Source organism: Microbacterium xerophyticum (assembly GCF_053543555.1).
In genome coordinates this window covers 127,270-143,167 of record NZ_JBLVOB010000009.1, presented here as the reverse complement: position 1 = coordinate 143,167, position 15,898 = coordinate 127,270, and the positions used below count along the sequence as shown (strand labels likewise).

The 15,898-nt window shown below is 67.3% G+C and carries 18 protein-coding genes and 1 tRNA gene; 9 read left to right on the top strand and 10 right to left on the bottom strand.

From position 1 onward, the window contains the following. Nucleotides 1–112: 112 nt before the first annotated feature. Complete coding sequence (locus ACNPNP_RS18595; protein ID WP_448967524.1) at nt 113–874, bottom strand: SDR family oxidoreductase; 762 nt, start codon at nt 872–874, stop codon at nt 113–115. A gap of 75 nt (nt 875–949) precedes the next feature. On the opposite strand from ACNPNP_RS18595, the gene ACNPNP_RS18590 reads away from it, so the two are divergent. Then, entirely contained in the window at nt 950–1,495 is a 546-nt protein-coding gene (locus ACNPNP_RS18590; protein ID WP_448967523.1) for a TetR/AcrR family transcriptional regulator, read from the top strand. An 88-nt stretch (nt 1,496–1,583) separates the two neighbouring features. Here ACNPNP_RS18590 and ACNPNP_RS18585 read toward each other — a convergent pair whose 3' ends face one another. Beyond that, entirely contained in the window at nt 1,584–1,718 is a 135-nt protein-coding gene (locus ACNPNP_RS18585; protein ID WP_448967522.1) for a hypothetical protein, read from the bottom strand. Between the two features lie 145 nt (nt 1,719–1,863). On the opposite strand from ACNPNP_RS18585, the gene ACNPNP_RS18580 reads away from it, so the two are divergent. Both ACNPNP_RS18580 and ACNPNP_RS18575 read left to right on the top strand, forming a co-directional pair. After that, nucleotides 1,864–2,784, top strand: coding sequence for an AEC family transporter (locus tag ACNPNP_RS18580; protein ID WP_448967521.1), 921 nt, complete (start codon nt 1,864–1,866; stop codon nt 2,782–2,784). 40 nt (nt 2,785–2,824) lie between these two features. After that, nucleotides 2,825–3,706 (top strand): metallophosphoesterase, encoded by an 882-nt coding sequence (locus tag ACNPNP_RS18575; protein WP_448967520.1) that lies wholly within the window; start codon nt 2,825–2,827, stop codon nt 3,704–3,706. A gap of 68 nt (nt 3,707–3,774) precedes the next feature. On the opposite strand, the gene ACNPNP_RS18570 is transcribed toward ACNPNP_RS18575, so the two are convergent. The 4 genes from ACNPNP_RS18570 to galU all read right to left on the bottom strand — a co-directional run bounded on the left by ACNPNP_RS18570 (nt 3,775) and on the right by galU (nt 6,374). Next, nucleotides 3,775–3,847, bottom strand: a tRNA-Ala gene (locus ACNPNP_RS18570). Nucleotides 3,848–3,901: 54 nt separating this feature from the next. Further along, a complete protein-coding gene (locus ACNPNP_RS18565) occupies nt 3,902–4,759 on the bottom strand; it encodes a hypothetical protein (RefSeq protein ID WP_448967519.1) in 858 nt (285 codons plus the stop codon). 75 nt (nt 4,760–4,834) lie between these two features. Continuing rightward, nucleotides 4,835–5,464 carry a GNAT family N-acetyltransferase gene (locus tag ACNPNP_RS18560; RefSeq protein ID WP_448967518.1) on the bottom strand — a complete coding sequence of 210 codons (630 nt, stop codon included), beginning with the start codon at nt 5,462–5,464 and terminating at the stop codon, nt 4,835–4,837. A 22-nt stretch (nt 5,465–5,486) separates the two neighbouring features. Next, nucleotides 5,487–6,374, bottom strand: coding sequence for a UTP--glucose-1-phosphate uridylyltransferase GalU (gene galU / locus ACNPNP_RS18555; RefSeq protein WP_448967517.1), 888 nt, complete (start codon nt 6,372–6,374; stop codon nt 5,487–5,489). A gap of 50 nt (nt 6,375–6,424) precedes the next feature. Here galU and ACNPNP_RS18550 point away from each other — a divergent pair, with 50 nt between their 5' ends. Genes ACNPNP_RS18550 through mscL form a run of 3 tightly spaced genes read left to right on the top strand, consistent with a single transcriptional unit; the run spans nt 6,425 to nt 7,744 of the window. After that, nucleotides 6,425–7,021 carry a 5-formyltetrahydrofolate cyclo-ligase gene (locus ACNPNP_RS18550; protein ID WP_448967516.1) on the top strand — a complete coding sequence of 199 codons (597 nt, stop codon included), beginning with the start codon at nt 6,425–6,427 and terminating at the stop codon, nt 7,019–7,021. A 15-nt stretch (nt 7,022–7,036) separates the two neighbouring features. After that, the gene (locus tag ACNPNP_RS18545; RefSeq protein ID WP_448967515.1) at nt 7,037–7,309 is read left to right on the top strand and encodes an FmdB family zinc ribbon protein; all 273 of its coding nucleotides are present in this window, start codon (nt 7,037–7,039) and stop codon (nt 7,307–7,309) included. 27 nt (nt 7,310–7,336) lie between these two features. Then, on the top strand, nt 7,337–7,744 hold the full coding sequence (gene mscL / locus ACNPNP_RS18540) for a large conductance mechanosensitive channel protein MscL (RefSeq protein ID WP_448967795.1): 408 nt from the start codon (nt 7,337–7,339) through the stop codon (nt 7,742–7,744). Nucleotides 7,745–7,803: 59 nt separating this feature from the next. On the opposite strand, the gene ACNPNP_RS18535 is transcribed toward mscL, so the two are convergent. Together ACNPNP_RS18535 and ACNPNP_RS18530 are read right to left on the bottom strand one after the other, a co-directional pair. After that, complete coding sequence (locus ACNPNP_RS18535; RefSeq protein WP_448967514.1) at nt 7,804–8,004, bottom strand: hypothetical protein; 201 nt, start codon at nt 8,002–8,004, stop codon at nt 7,804–7,806. After that, nucleotides 7,997–11,659: an AAA family ATPase gene (locus tag ACNPNP_RS18530; protein ID WP_448967794.1), complete on the bottom strand. Its 3,663-nt coding sequence runs from the start codon at nt 11,657–11,659 to the stop codon at nt 7,997–7,999. Before ACNPNP_RS18530 ends, ACNPNP_RS18535 begins: the two co-directional genes overlap by 8 nt. A 210-nt stretch (nt 11,660–11,869) precedes the next feature. Here ACNPNP_RS18530 and ACNPNP_RS18525 point away from each other — a divergent pair, with 210 nt between their 5' ends. Then, the gene (locus ACNPNP_RS18525) at nt 11,870–12,379 is read left to right on the top strand and encodes a methylated-DNA--[protein]-cysteine S-methyltransferase (RefSeq protein ID WP_448967513.1); all 510 of its coding nucleotides are present in this window, start codon (nt 11,870–11,872) and stop codon (nt 12,377–12,379) included. A 61-nt stretch (nt 12,380–12,440) separates the two neighbouring features. Here the strand turns inward: ACNPNP_RS18525 and ACNPNP_RS18520 are convergent, their stop codons facing one another. Further along, nucleotides 12,441–14,075: a solute symporter family protein gene (locus ACNPNP_RS18520; RefSeq protein WP_448967512.1), complete on the bottom strand. Its 1,635-nt coding sequence runs from the start codon at nt 14,073–14,075 to the stop codon at nt 12,441–12,443. After that, nucleotides 14,072–14,419 (bottom strand): DUF485 domain-containing protein, encoded by a 348-nt coding sequence (locus ACNPNP_RS18515; protein WP_448967511.1) that lies wholly within the window; start codon nt 14,417–14,419, stop codon nt 14,072–14,074. The genes ACNPNP_RS18520 and ACNPNP_RS18515 overlap by 4 nt, the downstream gene beginning before the upstream one ends. Nucleotides 14,420–14,530: 111 nt before the next feature. On the opposite strand from ACNPNP_RS18515, the gene ACNPNP_RS18510 reads away from it, so the two are divergent. Beyond that, complete coding sequence (locus ACNPNP_RS18510; RefSeq protein ID WP_448967510.1) at nt 14,531–15,388, top strand: LuxR C-terminal-related transcriptional regulator; 858 nt, start codon at nt 14,531–14,533, stop codon at nt 15,386–15,388. A 116-nt stretch (nt 15,389–15,504) separates the two neighbouring features. Next, the gene (locus tag ACNPNP_RS18505; RefSeq protein WP_448967509.1) at nt 15,505–15,849 is read left to right on the top strand and encodes a histone-like nucleoid-structuring protein Lsr2; all 345 of its coding nucleotides are present in this window, start codon (nt 15,505–15,507) and stop codon (nt 15,847–15,849) included. The last annotated feature ends 49 nt before the right edge of the window (nt 15,850–15,898 follow it).

Sequence of the window (15,898 nt, the reverse complement as noted above, 5' to 3'; positions counted from 1 at the left end):
GAGGATCCGGACACGCACCGCGACGTCTCAGTGCTTGCGACTGCGGTCGACGAGACGGCGCAGGAGCTCGCCAGGAGGCTGCAGGGCCGAGCGGGCGCCTGACGGCTCCGCCTCAGAGCAGCGCGCCGCCGGTGGCGTCCATGTACTGCCCGGTCACCCACCGTGCGTCGTTCGAGACGAGGAACGCCACGACATCGGCGACGTCCGGGGGCGTGCCGATGCGGTTGAACGGTGACATCGCCGAGACCATCTCCTGCACGTCGCTGCTCGCGTGCAACCACCCGGCGTTCATGTCGGTGTCGATCACACCGGGCGCCACGGCGTTGACCGTGATGCCTCGCGCACCGAGTTCCTTCGCCGCGCCGAGGATCATGGTGTCCAGCGCCGCCTTCGACATCGAGTAGGCCAGCAGGTCGGGGTCGGCGCGCTTGGTGAGCCCCGTGGACATGGTCACGACCCGACCGCCGTCGACCAGCCTGCTCTGCGCCTGTTGCAGCAGGAAGAAGACGGATCGCGTGTTCACCGCGAAGAGCTCGTCGAACCATTCGGCACTGGTCGATGCCAGCGACCCTGGGCCGGCGATGCCGGCGTTCGCGACGAGGATGTCCAGGCCACGCGCTCCGGTGCGCTCCTGAAGCTCGGCGTCGAGCCTGGAGAACAGGGTCTCAGGGCCGTCCTGCTCTCCGAGGTCGGCGCCGATCGTGAAGGCCAGGCCACCCGCTGACACGATCGCGTCGACGACCCCGCGCCCGGAGTCGGCGTCGCGTCCGTGCACGACGAGCGCACCGTCTGCGGCCAGTCGTTCGCTGATCGCCCGCCCGATCCCCCGCGATCCACCGGTCACCAGAGCCGTTCTGCCGTCGAGTCCACCCATTGCGCATCTCCTTTTTGTATTGGTCACTACACAATCACCGTAGCGCATTAATGTATCGACCACTACAATTCAGGTATGGGACGCCCACGCACATTCGACCGTGACACCGCGCTCGTCGCCGCGATGCAGCTGTTCTGGCGCAATGGATACCAGGGCACGTCGATCAGCGACCTCACCTCTGCCATGGGGATCGCCCCGCCGAGCCTGTACGCGGCCTTCGGTGACAAACGGCAGCTCTTCGATGAGGCAGCTGACATGTATCAGAGCCATCCCGCGTCATTCGCGGCGCGGGCGCTGCAGGAGCCGACCGCGAGAGGCGCCGTCGCCAGGCTGCTGCACGATGCGGCCGTGGAGTACACGAAGTCGGGACAGCCCCACGGCTGCCTGGTGCTCTCAGAGCCGTTGCTCGGGCGCCACAGGGAGCAATCGCGTCGCACCCTGATCGAGCGTCTGCAGCGAGGTCGCGCCGACGGCGATCTCGACGCTCAGATCGATATCGGCGCCCTCGCCGACTACATCACCGTCGTGCTCAGCGGACTCTCCGCGCAGGCGCGGTACGGCGCAGGCCGCAGCCAGCTCATGGCGGCTGCGGATGCCGCCATGCGCGCGTGGCCCGCGTAGAATCCGCCCCATTCTCCGACATGGGTGGAGGGGGCCGCCGGGCCACCCGCCCGACGACCCCCTCCACAGGAACCGGCCCAGTCTCCGATCAGCCGTTCGCGCCCTTGCGGGGCTTGAGGAACGTGGCCGGTTCCTGCTTCGCGCGCTTCGCCGCTCGCTTCTCCTTCAGCGACGACTGCGCAGCCTTCTTTCCTGCTTTTGCGTTGGGTGTCTTTCCTGACATCGGGACTCGCTTCCCCTCTCGTTCGGCTGGCGGGTGTAACCCCTGACCATAGCCGGTTCCACAGGGAAGTCAAATTACCCGGTGAGACGGAAAAAACGGCGGCTTTGCCCCGCTGGATGGACACACCGAGCACTACGCTCTAAGGGTGCTCGATACTCTCACCGGATTCGTCGTCGTGGGACTCGCCATCGCCGTCGGGTACATCGTCGGACGCATCGACCTGCTCGGTGAGCACGCCCGCCATGTGCTCGGTCGTCTGACCTTCTTCGTCCTCTCACCGTTCCTGCTGTTCACGGTGCTCGCGCAGGCGGATGCGAGGGTGCTGTTCTCGTCATTGCTGCCGGTGTCCGCGATCGCGGCAGTGGTCGTGATCGGGATGTACTGGCTCGTCGCGACGCTGATCTGGAAACGCGACGTCGGCGAGACCGTGATCGGTGCTCTCTCCTCCGGTCAGGTGAACTCCAACAACATCGGCATCCCGCTGTCGCTCTATCTTCTCGGCAGCGCCGCGTACCCGGCGCCCGTCATCCTGCTGCAGCTGCTGGTGTTCACCCCCATCTCGCTGACGATCCTCGACGCCGTGACGAGCGGCAGGAGTTCGGTGTGGCGCACGTTCGTCCGCACGGCGACGAATCCGATCATCCTCGGTTCGGCGGCGGGAACCCTGGTCTCCGTGCTCGGCGTCGAGCTGCCGGCGATCGTGATGGAACCGGCCGTCCTGCTCGCGAACGCCTGTGTGCCGGTGCTGCTGATCAGCTACGGCATCTCCCTGCACGGGCAACGCGTCCTCGGTTCCGCCGGGCACCGCCGCGACGTGCTGCTCGCCAGCGTGCTGAAGCTTCTGGTGATGCCAGTGGTCGCGTGGGTCGTCGCTCAGTTCGTGTTCGGGCTGTCCGCCCACGAGGTGCTGATCGTCGTCGTGCTCGCGGCGCTTCCGACGGCGCAGAATGTGTTCAACTACTCGCAGCGCTACGACATCGGCGAATCGATATCACGCGACACCGTGTTCATCACGACCCTGGGGTGCGTACCAGTGCTGCTGATCGCGACATTGCTGCTGGGCTAGATCCTTGGGCTGAGCGCATGATCCTGCAAGAGTGTCTTGCATGAGCGCACTCCGCATCCTGCACCTCAGCGACACGCACTTCTCCGGCGACGGCGGCCGGCACTACGGCGTGGTCGACACGGCCGAGCACCTTCGGCGTGCCCTCTCCCACGTCGGGCACCTCACGTTCGATCTCGTCGTCCTCTCCGGCGACGTCAGCCAGGACGGCTCCGAGGAGTCGTACATCAAGATTCGGGATGCTGTCACTCCTTGGGCGTTCGCCCGGGGAGCTCGTGCGGTCTTCGCGATGGGCAATCACGATCGGCGCGATGCATTCCGCGCGGTGCTGGGCGACGGGCAACCGGATGCCGATGAGCGGCCGTCGCCCGGGATCGACCTCGACCGTCCCGTGGCATCCGTCGTCGACCAGGACGGCTGGCGGGTCGTGGTGCTGGACAGCTCGGTGCCGGGTGCGGGCTACGGCACGCTGGAGCCCGAGCAGCTCCTGTTCTTGGAGGAGGCCATCGCCGTGCCGGCGGCGCACGGCACGGTCGTGGTCGTGCATCACCCTCCGCTGCGCGCGCAGACCGAGCTGCTGCAGGCGCTTGCGCTGGATGAGCACGACGGTCGGAGGCTTCTCGATGTCGTGCGCGGTAGGGACGTGCGTGTCATCCTGAGCGGCCACTATCACCTGCCGATCACCGAGATCGTCGCGGGCGTGCCCGTGACCGTGGCGCCCGGCGTCACGAACCTGTCGCGCGCTTTCGCGGACCCTCGGGAGGAGTCAGCGATCGACGGCTTCGGAGGCGCGGTCGTGACCGTCGACGGTGATCGCGTGCGGGTCGTGCCGTTCCTCGAGCGTCTGACGCCCGACGATGTGGTCTTCCACTACGACGCCGACGTGGTGGCGCAGATCATCCAGGAGGCCGGCCGTCCGACCTGAGCAGCGGGCCGGGAAGCAGAACAGGCCCCGCCGAAGCGGAGCCTGTACTTCACTGTCTCAACACAGTGTGGACCTAAGGGGATTCGAACCCCTGACCTCCTCGATGCGAACGAGGCGCGCTACCAACTGCGCCATAGGCCCGTGAACCTCAGCTAGATTATCACGCTCGAACGGTGCCCTGCGCCGACGGCCCGTTCAACCGGCGGCACGCCGTTCGAGAAGCTGCCGCACGTGCTGTTCGATCTCTTGATCGTCGACGATGCCCATGCGCGCATACGGAGAGGTCGTCTGCGCGGCAGCGGGCAGCGAGACGGGGGCGGGTGCCGCCATCTGCTCCGCGCGCACGCGAAGCGCAGCCACCCTCGCGGCGCGACGCAGTTGCTCCTGCGCCTCGATCTCCGCTCGCGCGATCTGCGTGGCCGACCCGGCCACCGCCGCCATCGACTCCGGAAGCCGTCTCGGGGTCCACGACGCGCGCCCCTGATCGTGCAGCGGGGGCGAGACCCGTGCGGGCGCCTCATCGGCCACGACGGGTGCGGGCCGCCGTGCGGCGCGGCGGGCGACGGACGCCATCTTCTGCAGTGTCACGGCAGCGACGAGCGCGAGAGCGCCGCCCACCCAGATCAGCAGTTGGGCGCCGCCGGTGACGACCTGCCACACACCGGTTCCTGCCACGGACAGACCGATAACCAGGACCACGGAGGCAGTCACGCGCACACGACGCCTGGCACGCGCCTGGCGCACCACGGGATCGGCCCTGGTCGCGGCGAGCTCCTCGCGGAGCCGGACGAGTTCGACCGCTTCCTTCTCCGACTGCAGCCGCTTCGCAAGCTTCTGCTGCGCATGTGCGGTGCGTGCGTTCAGCTCGAGATGGACCTCCGCCGGCGTCTCGCTCGTCTCCGCGAGCACGCGCAGCGCCTGATTCAACCGCACCGCGTTGCGTTCTGCGGCGTTGTACTGGTAGCGCCCGCGCCAGGACGGCAGCAGATACAGCATCCAGAGCAGCACGGCGACGAGGACGATCACGCCCCCACTCAGCACCGGCCCATCCATAGGGACAACGGTATGCGACAGGGCGCCGCCTGCCCCTCACTCAGGGCGCGTGTCGCCGCGGGAGCGCGATGATTCTCAGATCGGGAGGCGGTCGGACGGCGGAATCGTCGCCGCGTCCTGTGGAACGCGTCCGTTCACCCAGCGCGCGAGCACTCCCTCGGGGGCGTCCTCGCGAGTGAGCGCGAAGGCGTAGTGATCACGCCAGTCGCCGTCGATGTGGATGTAGCGGCGCCGCAGTCCCTCGTACCGGAAGCCCAGCTTCTGCACGACGCGCAGGCTGGCCTCGTTCTCCGGACGGATGCAGATCTCCATCCGATGCAGTCCGTACTCCCTGAACGCCGCATCGGTCGCGAGCGCCACGGCCGTCGGCGTGATGCCCTTGCCCGCGAACCGCTCGCTGACCCAGTAGCCGATCGTCGCCGAGCAGAGGGATCCGCGGGAGACGCCCCAGATGTTCAGCTGGCCGGCGATCTCGCCGTCGTACTCCATCACGAAGGGGTATCCCCCTCCGTCGCGGTACTGCTGCAGCAGACGGCGGATGCTGAGACGCATGTCGAACGACGCCGTGCCGTGAGGGATCGTCGCCTCCCACCGCTGCAGCCACGCGCGATTGTCCAGCAGCTCATGCTGCAGCACGCGCGCGTCGCGGTTGCGGATGAGCCGAAGCTCGACCGGACCATGACGGTGCCCCTGCAGCAGGTCCATGCGCATACCCGCCCCGAAACGCCTAGAGGCGCTCGCTGAATTCCTTCAGCCACGGTCGCAGTTCGGCACCGAGGTCATCACGGTCGGTGGCGAGCTGCACGATCGCCTTGATGTAGTCGACGCGGTCGCCGGTGTCGTAGCGGCGTCCGCGGAAGACCACACCGATCACCCCTGGTCCCTCCGAATCGGCGGCGAGCTCCTGCAGGGCATCGGTGAGCTGGATCTCCCCGCCCTTGCCAGGCTCGGTGCGCTCCAGGATCGGGAACACCGCGGCCGGCAGGATGTAGCGGCCGATTATGGCGAGATTCGACGGAGCGTCCTCCGCGGCGGGCTTCTCCACCAGTCCGGTGACGCGGACGATGTCGGTCTCGTCGGTCTGCTCGACGGCTGCGGCGCCGTAGAGGTGGATGCTCGACGGGTCGACCTCCATCAGCGCGACGACGGTCGCGCCGGTGCGCTCGTTGATCTCGATCATGGTGGTCAGCAGCTCGTCGCGCTCGTCGATGAGGTCGTCGCCCAGGAGCACCGCGAACGAGCTGTCGCCCACGTGCGCCTTGGCGCGCAGCACCGCGTGCCCGAGGCCCTTGGGCTCGCCCTGGCGCAGATAGTGGATGTCGGCGAGGTCACTGGACTTCATGACGCGCTCGAGGCGGGCCATGTCGCCCTTCTCGGTGAGCTTCACCTCGAGCTCCGGCACCGAGTCGAAGTGGTTGGAGATCATGTTCTTGTTGCGACCGATGATCACGAGGATGTCGTCGATCCCCGCAGCAGCCGCCTCTTCGACCACGTACTGGATCGCCGGCTTGTCCACCACCGGAAGCATTTCCTTCGGCATCGCCTTGGTCGCGGGCAGGAACCGCGTGCCGAGGCCGGCTGCCGGAATCACTGCCTTCATCTTCTGGTGTCCCATCAGGCCAGCTTAGCGGGGGCCGTCATCGCCACGACACGTAGACTCGAGGCATGTCCACCGACATCGAGCAGGAGAAGCGCGCGCTGCGTGCAGAGCTGCGCGAGCGCCGCCAGCTGCTCTCGGACAGTCAGCGCGAGGCCGCAGCCGTCGGCATCCGCCAACAGCTCGACGCTCTCGTCGATGCGCACTCCGCCTCGTCGATCTCGTGCTTCCTCTCCGCGACGACGGAACCGGGCACCCGGGAGTTCGTCACTGCGGCCGTGCAACGCGGCATCCGTGTCCTCCTGCCGGTGACCCGCGCCGACGGGCTGCTGGACTGGGCGGTCGCGGACGACTCCGGCGACGTCGCCGAGGGGTTGTTCGGACTTCCCGAGCCGACCGGCGAGGTGCTCGGCCCGATCGCGGTGAACGACGTCGACCTCATGATCATCCCTGCGGCAGCCGTCGACGGCACCGGCATGAGACTGGGCTGGGGTCGCGGCTATTTCGACAAGACCATCGGATCCATGCAGAAATGTCCTCCGGTGTACGCCGTGACTTATGATTCCGAGATACTCGATTCCCTTCCGCGAGAGATGCACGACCAGCCGGTCACCGGTGTCGTGACCCCCACTCGCACCCTCACCCTGTCGCCAGCGCGACACTGATCCATCCGAGACGATATGCCCACCTATGCCTATGCCTGCACCACGTGCGGCCACCAGTTCGACGCCGTCCAGAGCTTCTCCGATGACGCCCTCACCGTCTGCCCTGAGTGCGGCGGACCGCTCCGGAAGCAGTACGGCTCCATCGGCGTGACCTTCAACGGATCCGGCTTCTATCGCACCGATTCACGGAGTGGCTCTGGTGGAAAGCCCGGATCTTCGGCATCCTCGAAATCGGAATCGTCGACGAGCGCCAACCCGGCACCTGCTGCGGCTCCAGCCTCGACCTGAGGTAAGCATCGAAAGATGGGGGTTCCCATGTTCCAGGGATTCAAGGAATTCATCACCAAGGGCAATGTCATCGATCTCGCCGTGGCCGTCGTCATCGGCGGTGCGTTCACCGCGATCGTCAACGCGGTCGTCTCCGCGATCATCACCCCGCTCGTCTCGCTGTTCTTCGACGCGGGTGCGACGGGAGAGGTCGGCATCCAGATGACCGGCATCTACGGCCAGGAGGTCACCTTCCCGATCGGAGAGCTGATCTCGGCGATCATCAGCTTCCTCGCGGTCGCGCTCGTCGTGTACTTCGTGTTCGTCGTCCCGATGAACAAGTACAAGGAGCGTCAGGCCGCGCGCAACCCCGCCGTCGAGGAGGAGACGCTGCCGACCGAGCAGGAACTGCTCATCGAGATCCGCGACGCACTCCGCAGGGACGCATTGAGCTGACCGGAGCAGCTGTCGAGGCCCTCATCCCTTCGGGGGTGGGGGCTTCGTGCTGTCGTGCGTCAGTAGTGCGGGGGCACGTCGTCGCGCAGGCGCGCGTCGTTGGGACCGCCGTCGCGATCGGGTTTCCTGGTGCGCGCCGCATTCGTGACGACATCCGGCGACGGGTCGGTATCAGGGGCGGGGGTGAGCTGGGCACGCCTGCTGCCGGGGACCCGCACGATGCGCTGACGCTCCGGCTGCGGCGCTCTCTCGTCAGGCATCGCCAGGAAGATCGATCGGCTGCGTGTCGGTGTCGGATCGCACGGCATCCGCGGCGATGCCCAGCACTGCAGCGATACGCGACGCCGCCGTCACGGGGTCGCTGTAGAGGTCGAACGCATGCACGCGCACATAGTGCCAGCCGAGTCGGCGCAGAACATGCGGACGAAGCCGCAGCGTCTCACGCAGCGACTCCCCACGCGATTCGGGATCGGATTCGATGACGACAGCCTTGCCACCGTGCTGGGCGACCAGCGGCAGCAGACCGCGATAGTCCACGTCGACCGACGCGCCGAGTCTGCGCAGCTCGCGCGCGAGGGCGAGCGTGAGCGGGTCGGCGAGGTCCTCCAGGCGCGAATCGCGACTCCGCGCCGCGAGCCCGCCGAGGATGGACATCAGAGTGGATGCTCCGTGCTCGAGGCGCCCGTCGTCGAATGACGAAGGACGGATGGACGAGACCAGTACCATCGAACGACGCGCCCTGGTCATCCCGACCGTCAGGAGCCGCTCGCCGTCCGGCGTGGAGAGATCGCCGAAGTCGCTGAGCACGCGACCGTGCTTGGTGAGGCCGTACCCGAGGGAGAAGATCACACGGTCGCGGCTCTCCGCGACAGACTCCTCGAGTGTGAGCACCGCGAACGGCTCCGCGGTGTCACGTCCGACGAAGTCGGCGACATCCGACCGACCAGCGAATGCACTGGTCACGGCCGCGCGCACGCGCTCGGAATGACGCGCACTCGCAGTGATCACCATGAGCGACTCGGACGGACGGTGCACGGCGTGCTCCACCACGAGCGTCACAACGCGGGCGACCTCGGCGTCCGGACTCTCGACGGCGCCCGAGACGGGGTCGGGTGCGCCCACTCCGCCCTCGACGTAGTCGACGGTGAGACTGCCTCGCCCGAGGTAGGAACCAGCCCAGGGCAGAGAGATGATCTCGCCGCCGTAGAACGCATCGTTGATGAGCTCGGCCAGGTCCTCACCGCCGGCACGATAACTGCGGGTGAGGGTCATGACCGGCAGCAGCTCCGCCAGGCGTTCGAACACCGAGACGTCGTCGAACGGCACCTCCGCCTCCCACTCGCGGTCGGCATCGACGGCCACCTGGAAGGGAGTCGGTCGCTGAGTGACCGGATCGCCGAAGGCGACCACCTGACGCGCTCGGCGGATCGCCGGCGCCGCCTCGGCGAGGTTGATCGCGGCGGCATCCACCAGGAGCACGGTGTCGAACTCGACCGAGTCGGGGATCTCCGGCACCTGGTACGGCGAGGAGATCCACGCCGGGGCGAGCACGTTCATGAGGGTCGGAGCGGCACCGACGATCTCAGCTGTCGAGGGCACGCCCTGAGTGAGAGCACGCCGCAGATTCTGGGACTCGGCGGGTTCGTCGACGATCGCGATTCGCCACTGGTTGGCCAGTTGCCAGGCCAGGAGCGGGCCGGCCATCGACGCATGAGCCTCATCCACGAGACGGAAATCGCGCTCGAGCCGGTCGACGACGGCGGTGTTCGCCCCCAGGAGCGCACGGTCGTCCTGCAGCGCGCGCTCGAGCAGAGACTGCCACCAGGCGAACTCCAGTTCGTTCGCCACCTGGTCTTCTGCGACGTGACGCACCGAGAGCTCGGCGAGGAGCGGTTCGAGTCCGAGCGTGGCGAGCGTGTCCCTGATCGTCGCGCGCTCGACGAGATTGTCGAACACGTCGGAGCGCGCCGCGAGGCCCGCGAGAGTGCGCACCAGCCGTTCGACCGGAAGCGACGCCAACGGCTCGCGACGACCGAGAGCGGCATCCAGCTCTGCGAGCTCCGCGCTCACCCGCTGCCAGGATCCGTACACGTCCGACAGGCCGAGCGGGATCTCTGGAGCGACGCCGGCGTCGACGAAGCGCTGCCATTGCGTGCGCTGCTGCTGGATGCGCAGCAGCGCCTCGTGCATCTCGGTGATGTGCACGCCGGGGCGCACGTACTCCTTGGCCAGGCGCCGCAGCCTGCGCCGGTTCGCGCCGGACATGCCCGGCGAGTCGCGACGGGAGCCATGGGCCTGGATGAGCTCACCCAGCGGGCGTTCGAACACGGTCGGGCTGAATCTGTCGAGCGAGTCGCGGATCCCCTCGATCAGACGCAGGTACTCGCCGAGCTCGTCGATCGTGGCGAACGGACGCATGTGCGTCTGCGAGATGAGTTCGTAGCCGCGCTCGAGCAGCGCGGGAACGCTCGAGGCGTGCAGCCTGCCGGCGAGTTCATGCGCGGACCGCGCGGCCTCCGTGCTGCTGAAACTCACTCCGTACCACGGCGAATCGTTCGGCCCGAAGCGGAACTCTCCGAGTCGAGCCGCTTGCACGAGCGCAGCGGCGGCCGCGGTGCGATCGCCCGCAAGTCCGCGCAGCGTCTCGGTGCTCAGTCGTGCCGTCGTCGTGGGCGGCGTGGGGAGCGAGGCGAGCCTGGCGAGGTGCCGCGTGGCATCGAGCACCGATGCATCCAGCCCGGCGACAGGCGTCGTGAGGGCCTTGCGGTAGTCGCGCAGCACCGTGCGCAGGCGCACCAGCGCGTCGTCGACGTCGCTGACCTTGGGCGCGGTGGCCTTCTCGTTGCGTCCGATCGCGTGGACGAGGTCGCGACGGATCCCTGCGGGCGAGACCGCCAGGCTGTCGAGAGCGATGCCGGACAGCCGGTGGCGCACGCCGTCGAGCGTCGAGCGCCGGGCCGAGACGACCAGCACGCGTTTTCCTGCGCGCACCAGCTCGCCGAGCGCGTTGATGACCGTCTGCGTCCCACCCGTTCCCGGAAGCGTTGCGACCACCATCGAATGGCCGGCCGAGATGCGTGCGAGCACCGATTCCTGCTCGGCGTCGGCATCGAGAAGGAGCGTGTCGGAGGCCGGCGCGCGGTCGTCCGGGCTCGTGATGTGCGGCGCGGGACGCGCTGCAGTGACCTGCTCGCGGTCGGCGACGTGACCGGCGAGGGCGTTGAGGAGGGGATGCTCGAGCGTGCGGCTGTCGCGGGTCATCGCTGCGCCGACATCCGCGAACGTCGACACCACGAGCCGCGGAAGCACGGTGAACGTGTCGATGGACTGGGTCGCCGCGCGCAGACGGTCGATGACCGGTTGCGGTTTGAAGATGCCGCCGTCGTACGCGAGCGCGGCGAGCGCGTCGGCGTCGATCGTGATGCCGAAGTGCTCGCGGGTCACTCGTACGAGTTCGGGATTGACGATGAAGGCGCCCTGCAGCTTCAGCTCGAAGTCGGTGTGGTGGCGCCGGATGGCGAGCGGGCGCAGCAGCACGGGCGCTGCGAAGTCTGCGCCGCCGATGCGCCAGCCGGCGATGCCGACAGCGAGATGCACGGCCTCGATGCCGCGGACGGTGCGCAGCTCGGTGTGCTTCGCCGTGATGCGCTCGGCGGCCAGTCTGGCGGTGCGCAGCCCCACTTCATCTCGGAACAGATTGGAGAGCAGCGTCGATCTGCCGGTGATGAACTGCGGCAGGCTCCCTGGATGCGCACGGGAGATGTCGATGCCGCCCTCGATCGTGTCGCGGTAGGTGACCAGCGGCGAGGGGCCTCCGAGATCCGCGGCTTCGGCACGCAGTCTCGTGCGTTCGGCGTCGGCGATGTGCGACACCGCGATCGCCATCTGGTCGTCCTGCCGGTCGCCGAGGTTCATCGCGGCTTCCGCTGCCGCGGCATCCGCAGCTTTCTCTTCACGTCGCCACACATGGACAGACTAGGCTCCGAGGCCGCGCAGACCCTGCATCCCGGGCGGGTTTCACCGGATTGGCCCACTTTTCCTGCACATGCGAGCCGGTTCTGCAGCTTCTCCCCCACTGACGGCTTCGCGTGCACGCACGTCGGCGGCGCACGTCAGGATGGGGTCATGACGTTCCGCTACGACTTCGCCCCCACTCCGTTCGGCGACGCGCTCGTGGTCTTCTCCGACGAGGGGATCGTGCGCTTCGACCTTTCCGAATCCGTCGACCCCTCCGTTCCGTGGCTTCTCGAAGACGTCTCCGCTCGCCTGCGTGAGGTGCCGGTGCCGGATCCCGGCGCCGCCGACGAGCTCGCGCATCTGCTCGATGACTACTTCGCTGGCGACGCTGTGCGCTTCGATGAGCACGTACGGCTCGACTGGCGTCTGATCGACGGGTTCCACCGCACGGCACTGCAGGCGATCACGTCCATCGAATGGGGTCAGACGATGAGCTACGGCGAGGTCGCCGTGGTCGCGGGCAGCCCTGGCGCGGCACGCGCAGTGGGAACTGCCTGCCGGCTGACGCCGTTCTCCGTCATCGTGCCGGTCCACCGCGTCGTGCGCTCGGACGGCAGTCCTGGCCAGTACGGCGCTCATCCCGAGCACAAACGCTACCTGCTCGACCTGGAGCGATAGACGGAGGAACCCCCGCGGTGTGGGCCCGCGGGGGTTCCTCGACTCGGATGAACGGGCGGGACTAGTGCTCGGTCGCCTTCTCGGCCCCGAAGCCGGTGAGCGAGCGCACGTCCATCTCCGCCGCGAGCTGCGGCGACTCAAGCGTGTGGCTCGTGATCGTGCCGAGCCACCCCAGGAGGAATCCGAGCGGGATCGAGACGATGCCCGGATTATTGAGCGGCCAGAGCACGATGTCGATTCCGGGGATCATCGCGGTCTCCGACCCCGAGAACACCGGGGAGAACACGATGAGCACAATCGCCGACCCGAGTCCGCCGTACATGCTCCACACCGCGCCCCGGGTGTTGAACCGGCGCCAGAACAGCGAGTAGAGGATCGTCGGCAGGTTCGCCGACGCCGCGACCGCGAAGGCGAGCGCGACGAGGAAGGCGATGTTCTGCCCCTGCGCTCCGATCCCGCCGAGGATCGCGAGGATGCCGATCACGACCACTGTGCGCCTGGCGACCCTGACCTCGCCGTTCGGGTCGGGATCGGCAGCGGTCCCGTCGGAGTTCTTGCGGTTCTTCTGGATGATGTTCGCGTAGATGTCATGCGCGAACGAGGCCGCCGCGGTGATCGTGAGCCCTGCGACCACCGCGAGGATCGTCGCGAAGGCGACCGCCGAGATGAAGCCCAGCAGGATCGGGCCGCCCAGATGCTGCGCCAGCAGCGGTGCCGCCGAGTTCACGCCTCCCGGCGCGGCCTGGATGACCTCTGCGCCGACCAGCGCACCCGCGCCGTAGCCGAGCACGAGCGTCAGCAGGTAGAACCCGCCGATGAGCCAGATCGCCCACACCACCGAACGCCGCGCCTCCTTCGCCGTCGGCACGGTGTAGAACCGCATGAGCACATGCGGCAGGCCGGCGGTTCCGAGCACCAGCGCCATTCCCAGCGACAGGAAGTCCCAGGGGTTGGCGCCGTACTGCAGGCCGGGAGCGAGGATCGCATCGCCGGCCGGCGACTTCTCGACGGCGGCTTCCAGCAGCGTGTTCAGGCTGAAACCGTTCAGCGCGAGGACCCAGATCGTCATGGCGACCGCGCCGGCGATGAGCAGCACGGCCTTCACGATCTGCACCCAGGTGGTGCCCTTCATACCGCCGATGAGCACGTAGACGATCATCAGCACGCCGACGACGCCGATCACGATCGACTGCCCGAGCCGGCCGTCGATGCCGAGCAGCAGCGAGACGAGTCCGCCTGCTCCGGCCATCTGCGCGAGGAGGTAGAAGAAGCAGACCGCGAGCGTGGTGATCGCGGCGGCCATCCGCACGGGGCGCTGCTTGAGACGGCAGGAGAGCACATCCGCCATCGTGAACTTCCCGGTGTTGCGCATGAGCTCCGCGACGAGGAGGAGCGCGACCAGCCACGCGACCAGGAATCCGATGGAGTACAGGAAGCCGTCGTAGCCGTTCACCGCGATCGCACCGCAGATGCCGAGGAAGGATGCGGCCGAAAGATAGTCTCCGGCGATCGCGAATCCGTTCTGCGGCCCTGTGAACGAACGACCGGCCGCATAGTAATCGGCCGCGGTCTTGTTGTTGCGGCTTGCCCGAATGACGATGAAGAGGGTCACTGCGACGAAAGCCGCGAAGATCGCGATGTTGAGAATGGGATTGTTGTCAGCGGTCGCTGTGGCGGCCATGGGTGTGACATTCATGCGCCGGCCTCCGCCTTCTCGAGTTCTTCCCGGATCTCCTGCGCTTTGGGATCGAGTTTTCGATTGGCGAAGGAGACGTATGCCATCGTGATGGCGAAAGTCGTCACGAACTGTCCGAGCCCGAGCAGCAGGCCGATGGTGATATCGCCCCACACGCGTTGTCCCATGAAATCCGTCGCGAAAGCCGCGAGAAGGACATAGGCGAAATACCAGATGAGGAAGAAAGCGGCCATAGGAAAGATGAATGAGCGCTGCGTCTTCTTCAATTGCCGGAATCTCGGTGATTCCTCGACGGCGATGTAGTCGATTCCACCTGCCGGTTCAGAGTCGATTCGGTCGGTCATGAGGCCTCCTTGCCACATGTCGGGGAGCTCGCGCAGCGGTGCCGCGCGGGTGGTAGGGTCGACGCTACGAAACGGGGAACGGCATCGTCACCCCCGAAAGTAGGTACTTCGGTGAGCACCACGGTCACATTGGACAACGAAGCAGATCTCGTCGCTCATGCGGTGCGCGAGCTGTCTCGTCGCACCCGCTTCCCCGTCGCGTTCGGCGGACTCATCGAAGACGGCGTCGTCTCGGTGACGAGCATCGTGGGCAATCGCACGCACAGCCTGGAAGGACTGCGGGTACGCCCGGAACGCGGTCTGGGCGGGCGTGCGATGACGGAATTGCGCCCGCGCATGACCAGCGACTACGGCGCATCCCAGCAGATCACCCACGACTACGACGGTTTCGTCCTCGGAGAGGGACTGCGCACGCTCCTGGCGATTCCGATCGTGGTCGGCGGTCGCTCTCGCGGGGTGCTCTACGCCGGCGCGTGGGAGGAGACGCCGGTCGGAGGAGTGAGCACGGCCCCGGCGATGACGGTCGCGGAATCCGTGGCATCCGAACTGCGCATCCGCGACGAGGTCGAACGGCGCATGCGCACGCTCTTGCCTCGCCCACAGGAGTTCTCCTCCTCCCGACTGGAGGAGCTGCGGGAGAGTTATGCCGAACTGCGCAGCATCTCCGCGGAGATCACGGATGCCGGAATGCGCGAAAGGCTGTCCCGACTGGAGAAGCGGCTGCTCACCGTGGCCGGTGAAGAGCCGCAGGTGACCACCGCTCCCGTTCCGACCGTGCACCTGTCCCGCCGCGAGACCGATGTGCTGGCGTGCGCGGCGCTCGGAGCGACCAACGCCGAGATCGCCGCCCAGCTCGGATTGCGTGAGGGAACGGTCAAGGCTTATCTCGGTACGGCGATGTCGAAGCTGGACGCATCGACAAGACACGCGGCTGTCGCCCGCGCTCGGCGAGCCGGATTGCTCCCCTGAATTCTGCTGAATACGCGGCGTCCATGACGTCGGCGCTTTCACGCCATGGGTCGCACGCGAATTCCATTGCTGTCGAAATGATTGTCGATGCATTCTTTCGCGCGTAAGCTGACGGAATGGCCCGACGTATTGTGCATCAACTCGTAGACGATCTCGATGGAACCGTTCTGGGAATCGGAGAAGGCGAGACCGTCCATTTCTCTCTCAACAGCACTGCATATGAGATCGACCTGACCTCCGCGAATGCCGACGCTTTCCGTGAAGCGCTCGAGCCGTATATCTCTGCAGCCCGTCGTTCGTCCGCGACGTCTTCCACGCGCGGCGGCGCGTCGCGGAAGCGCTCCGCCGGATCACCCGAGACGGCGGCGATCCGCGAGTGGGCGAATGCGAACGGCCACGCGGTCTCCGAGCGCGGTCGCATCCCCGGGAGCATCGTCGACGCGTACCGCGCCGCGCACTGACCGGTCGAACGACCCCGATCACTCTTCTTCGGGGATCGCCCACGGCACA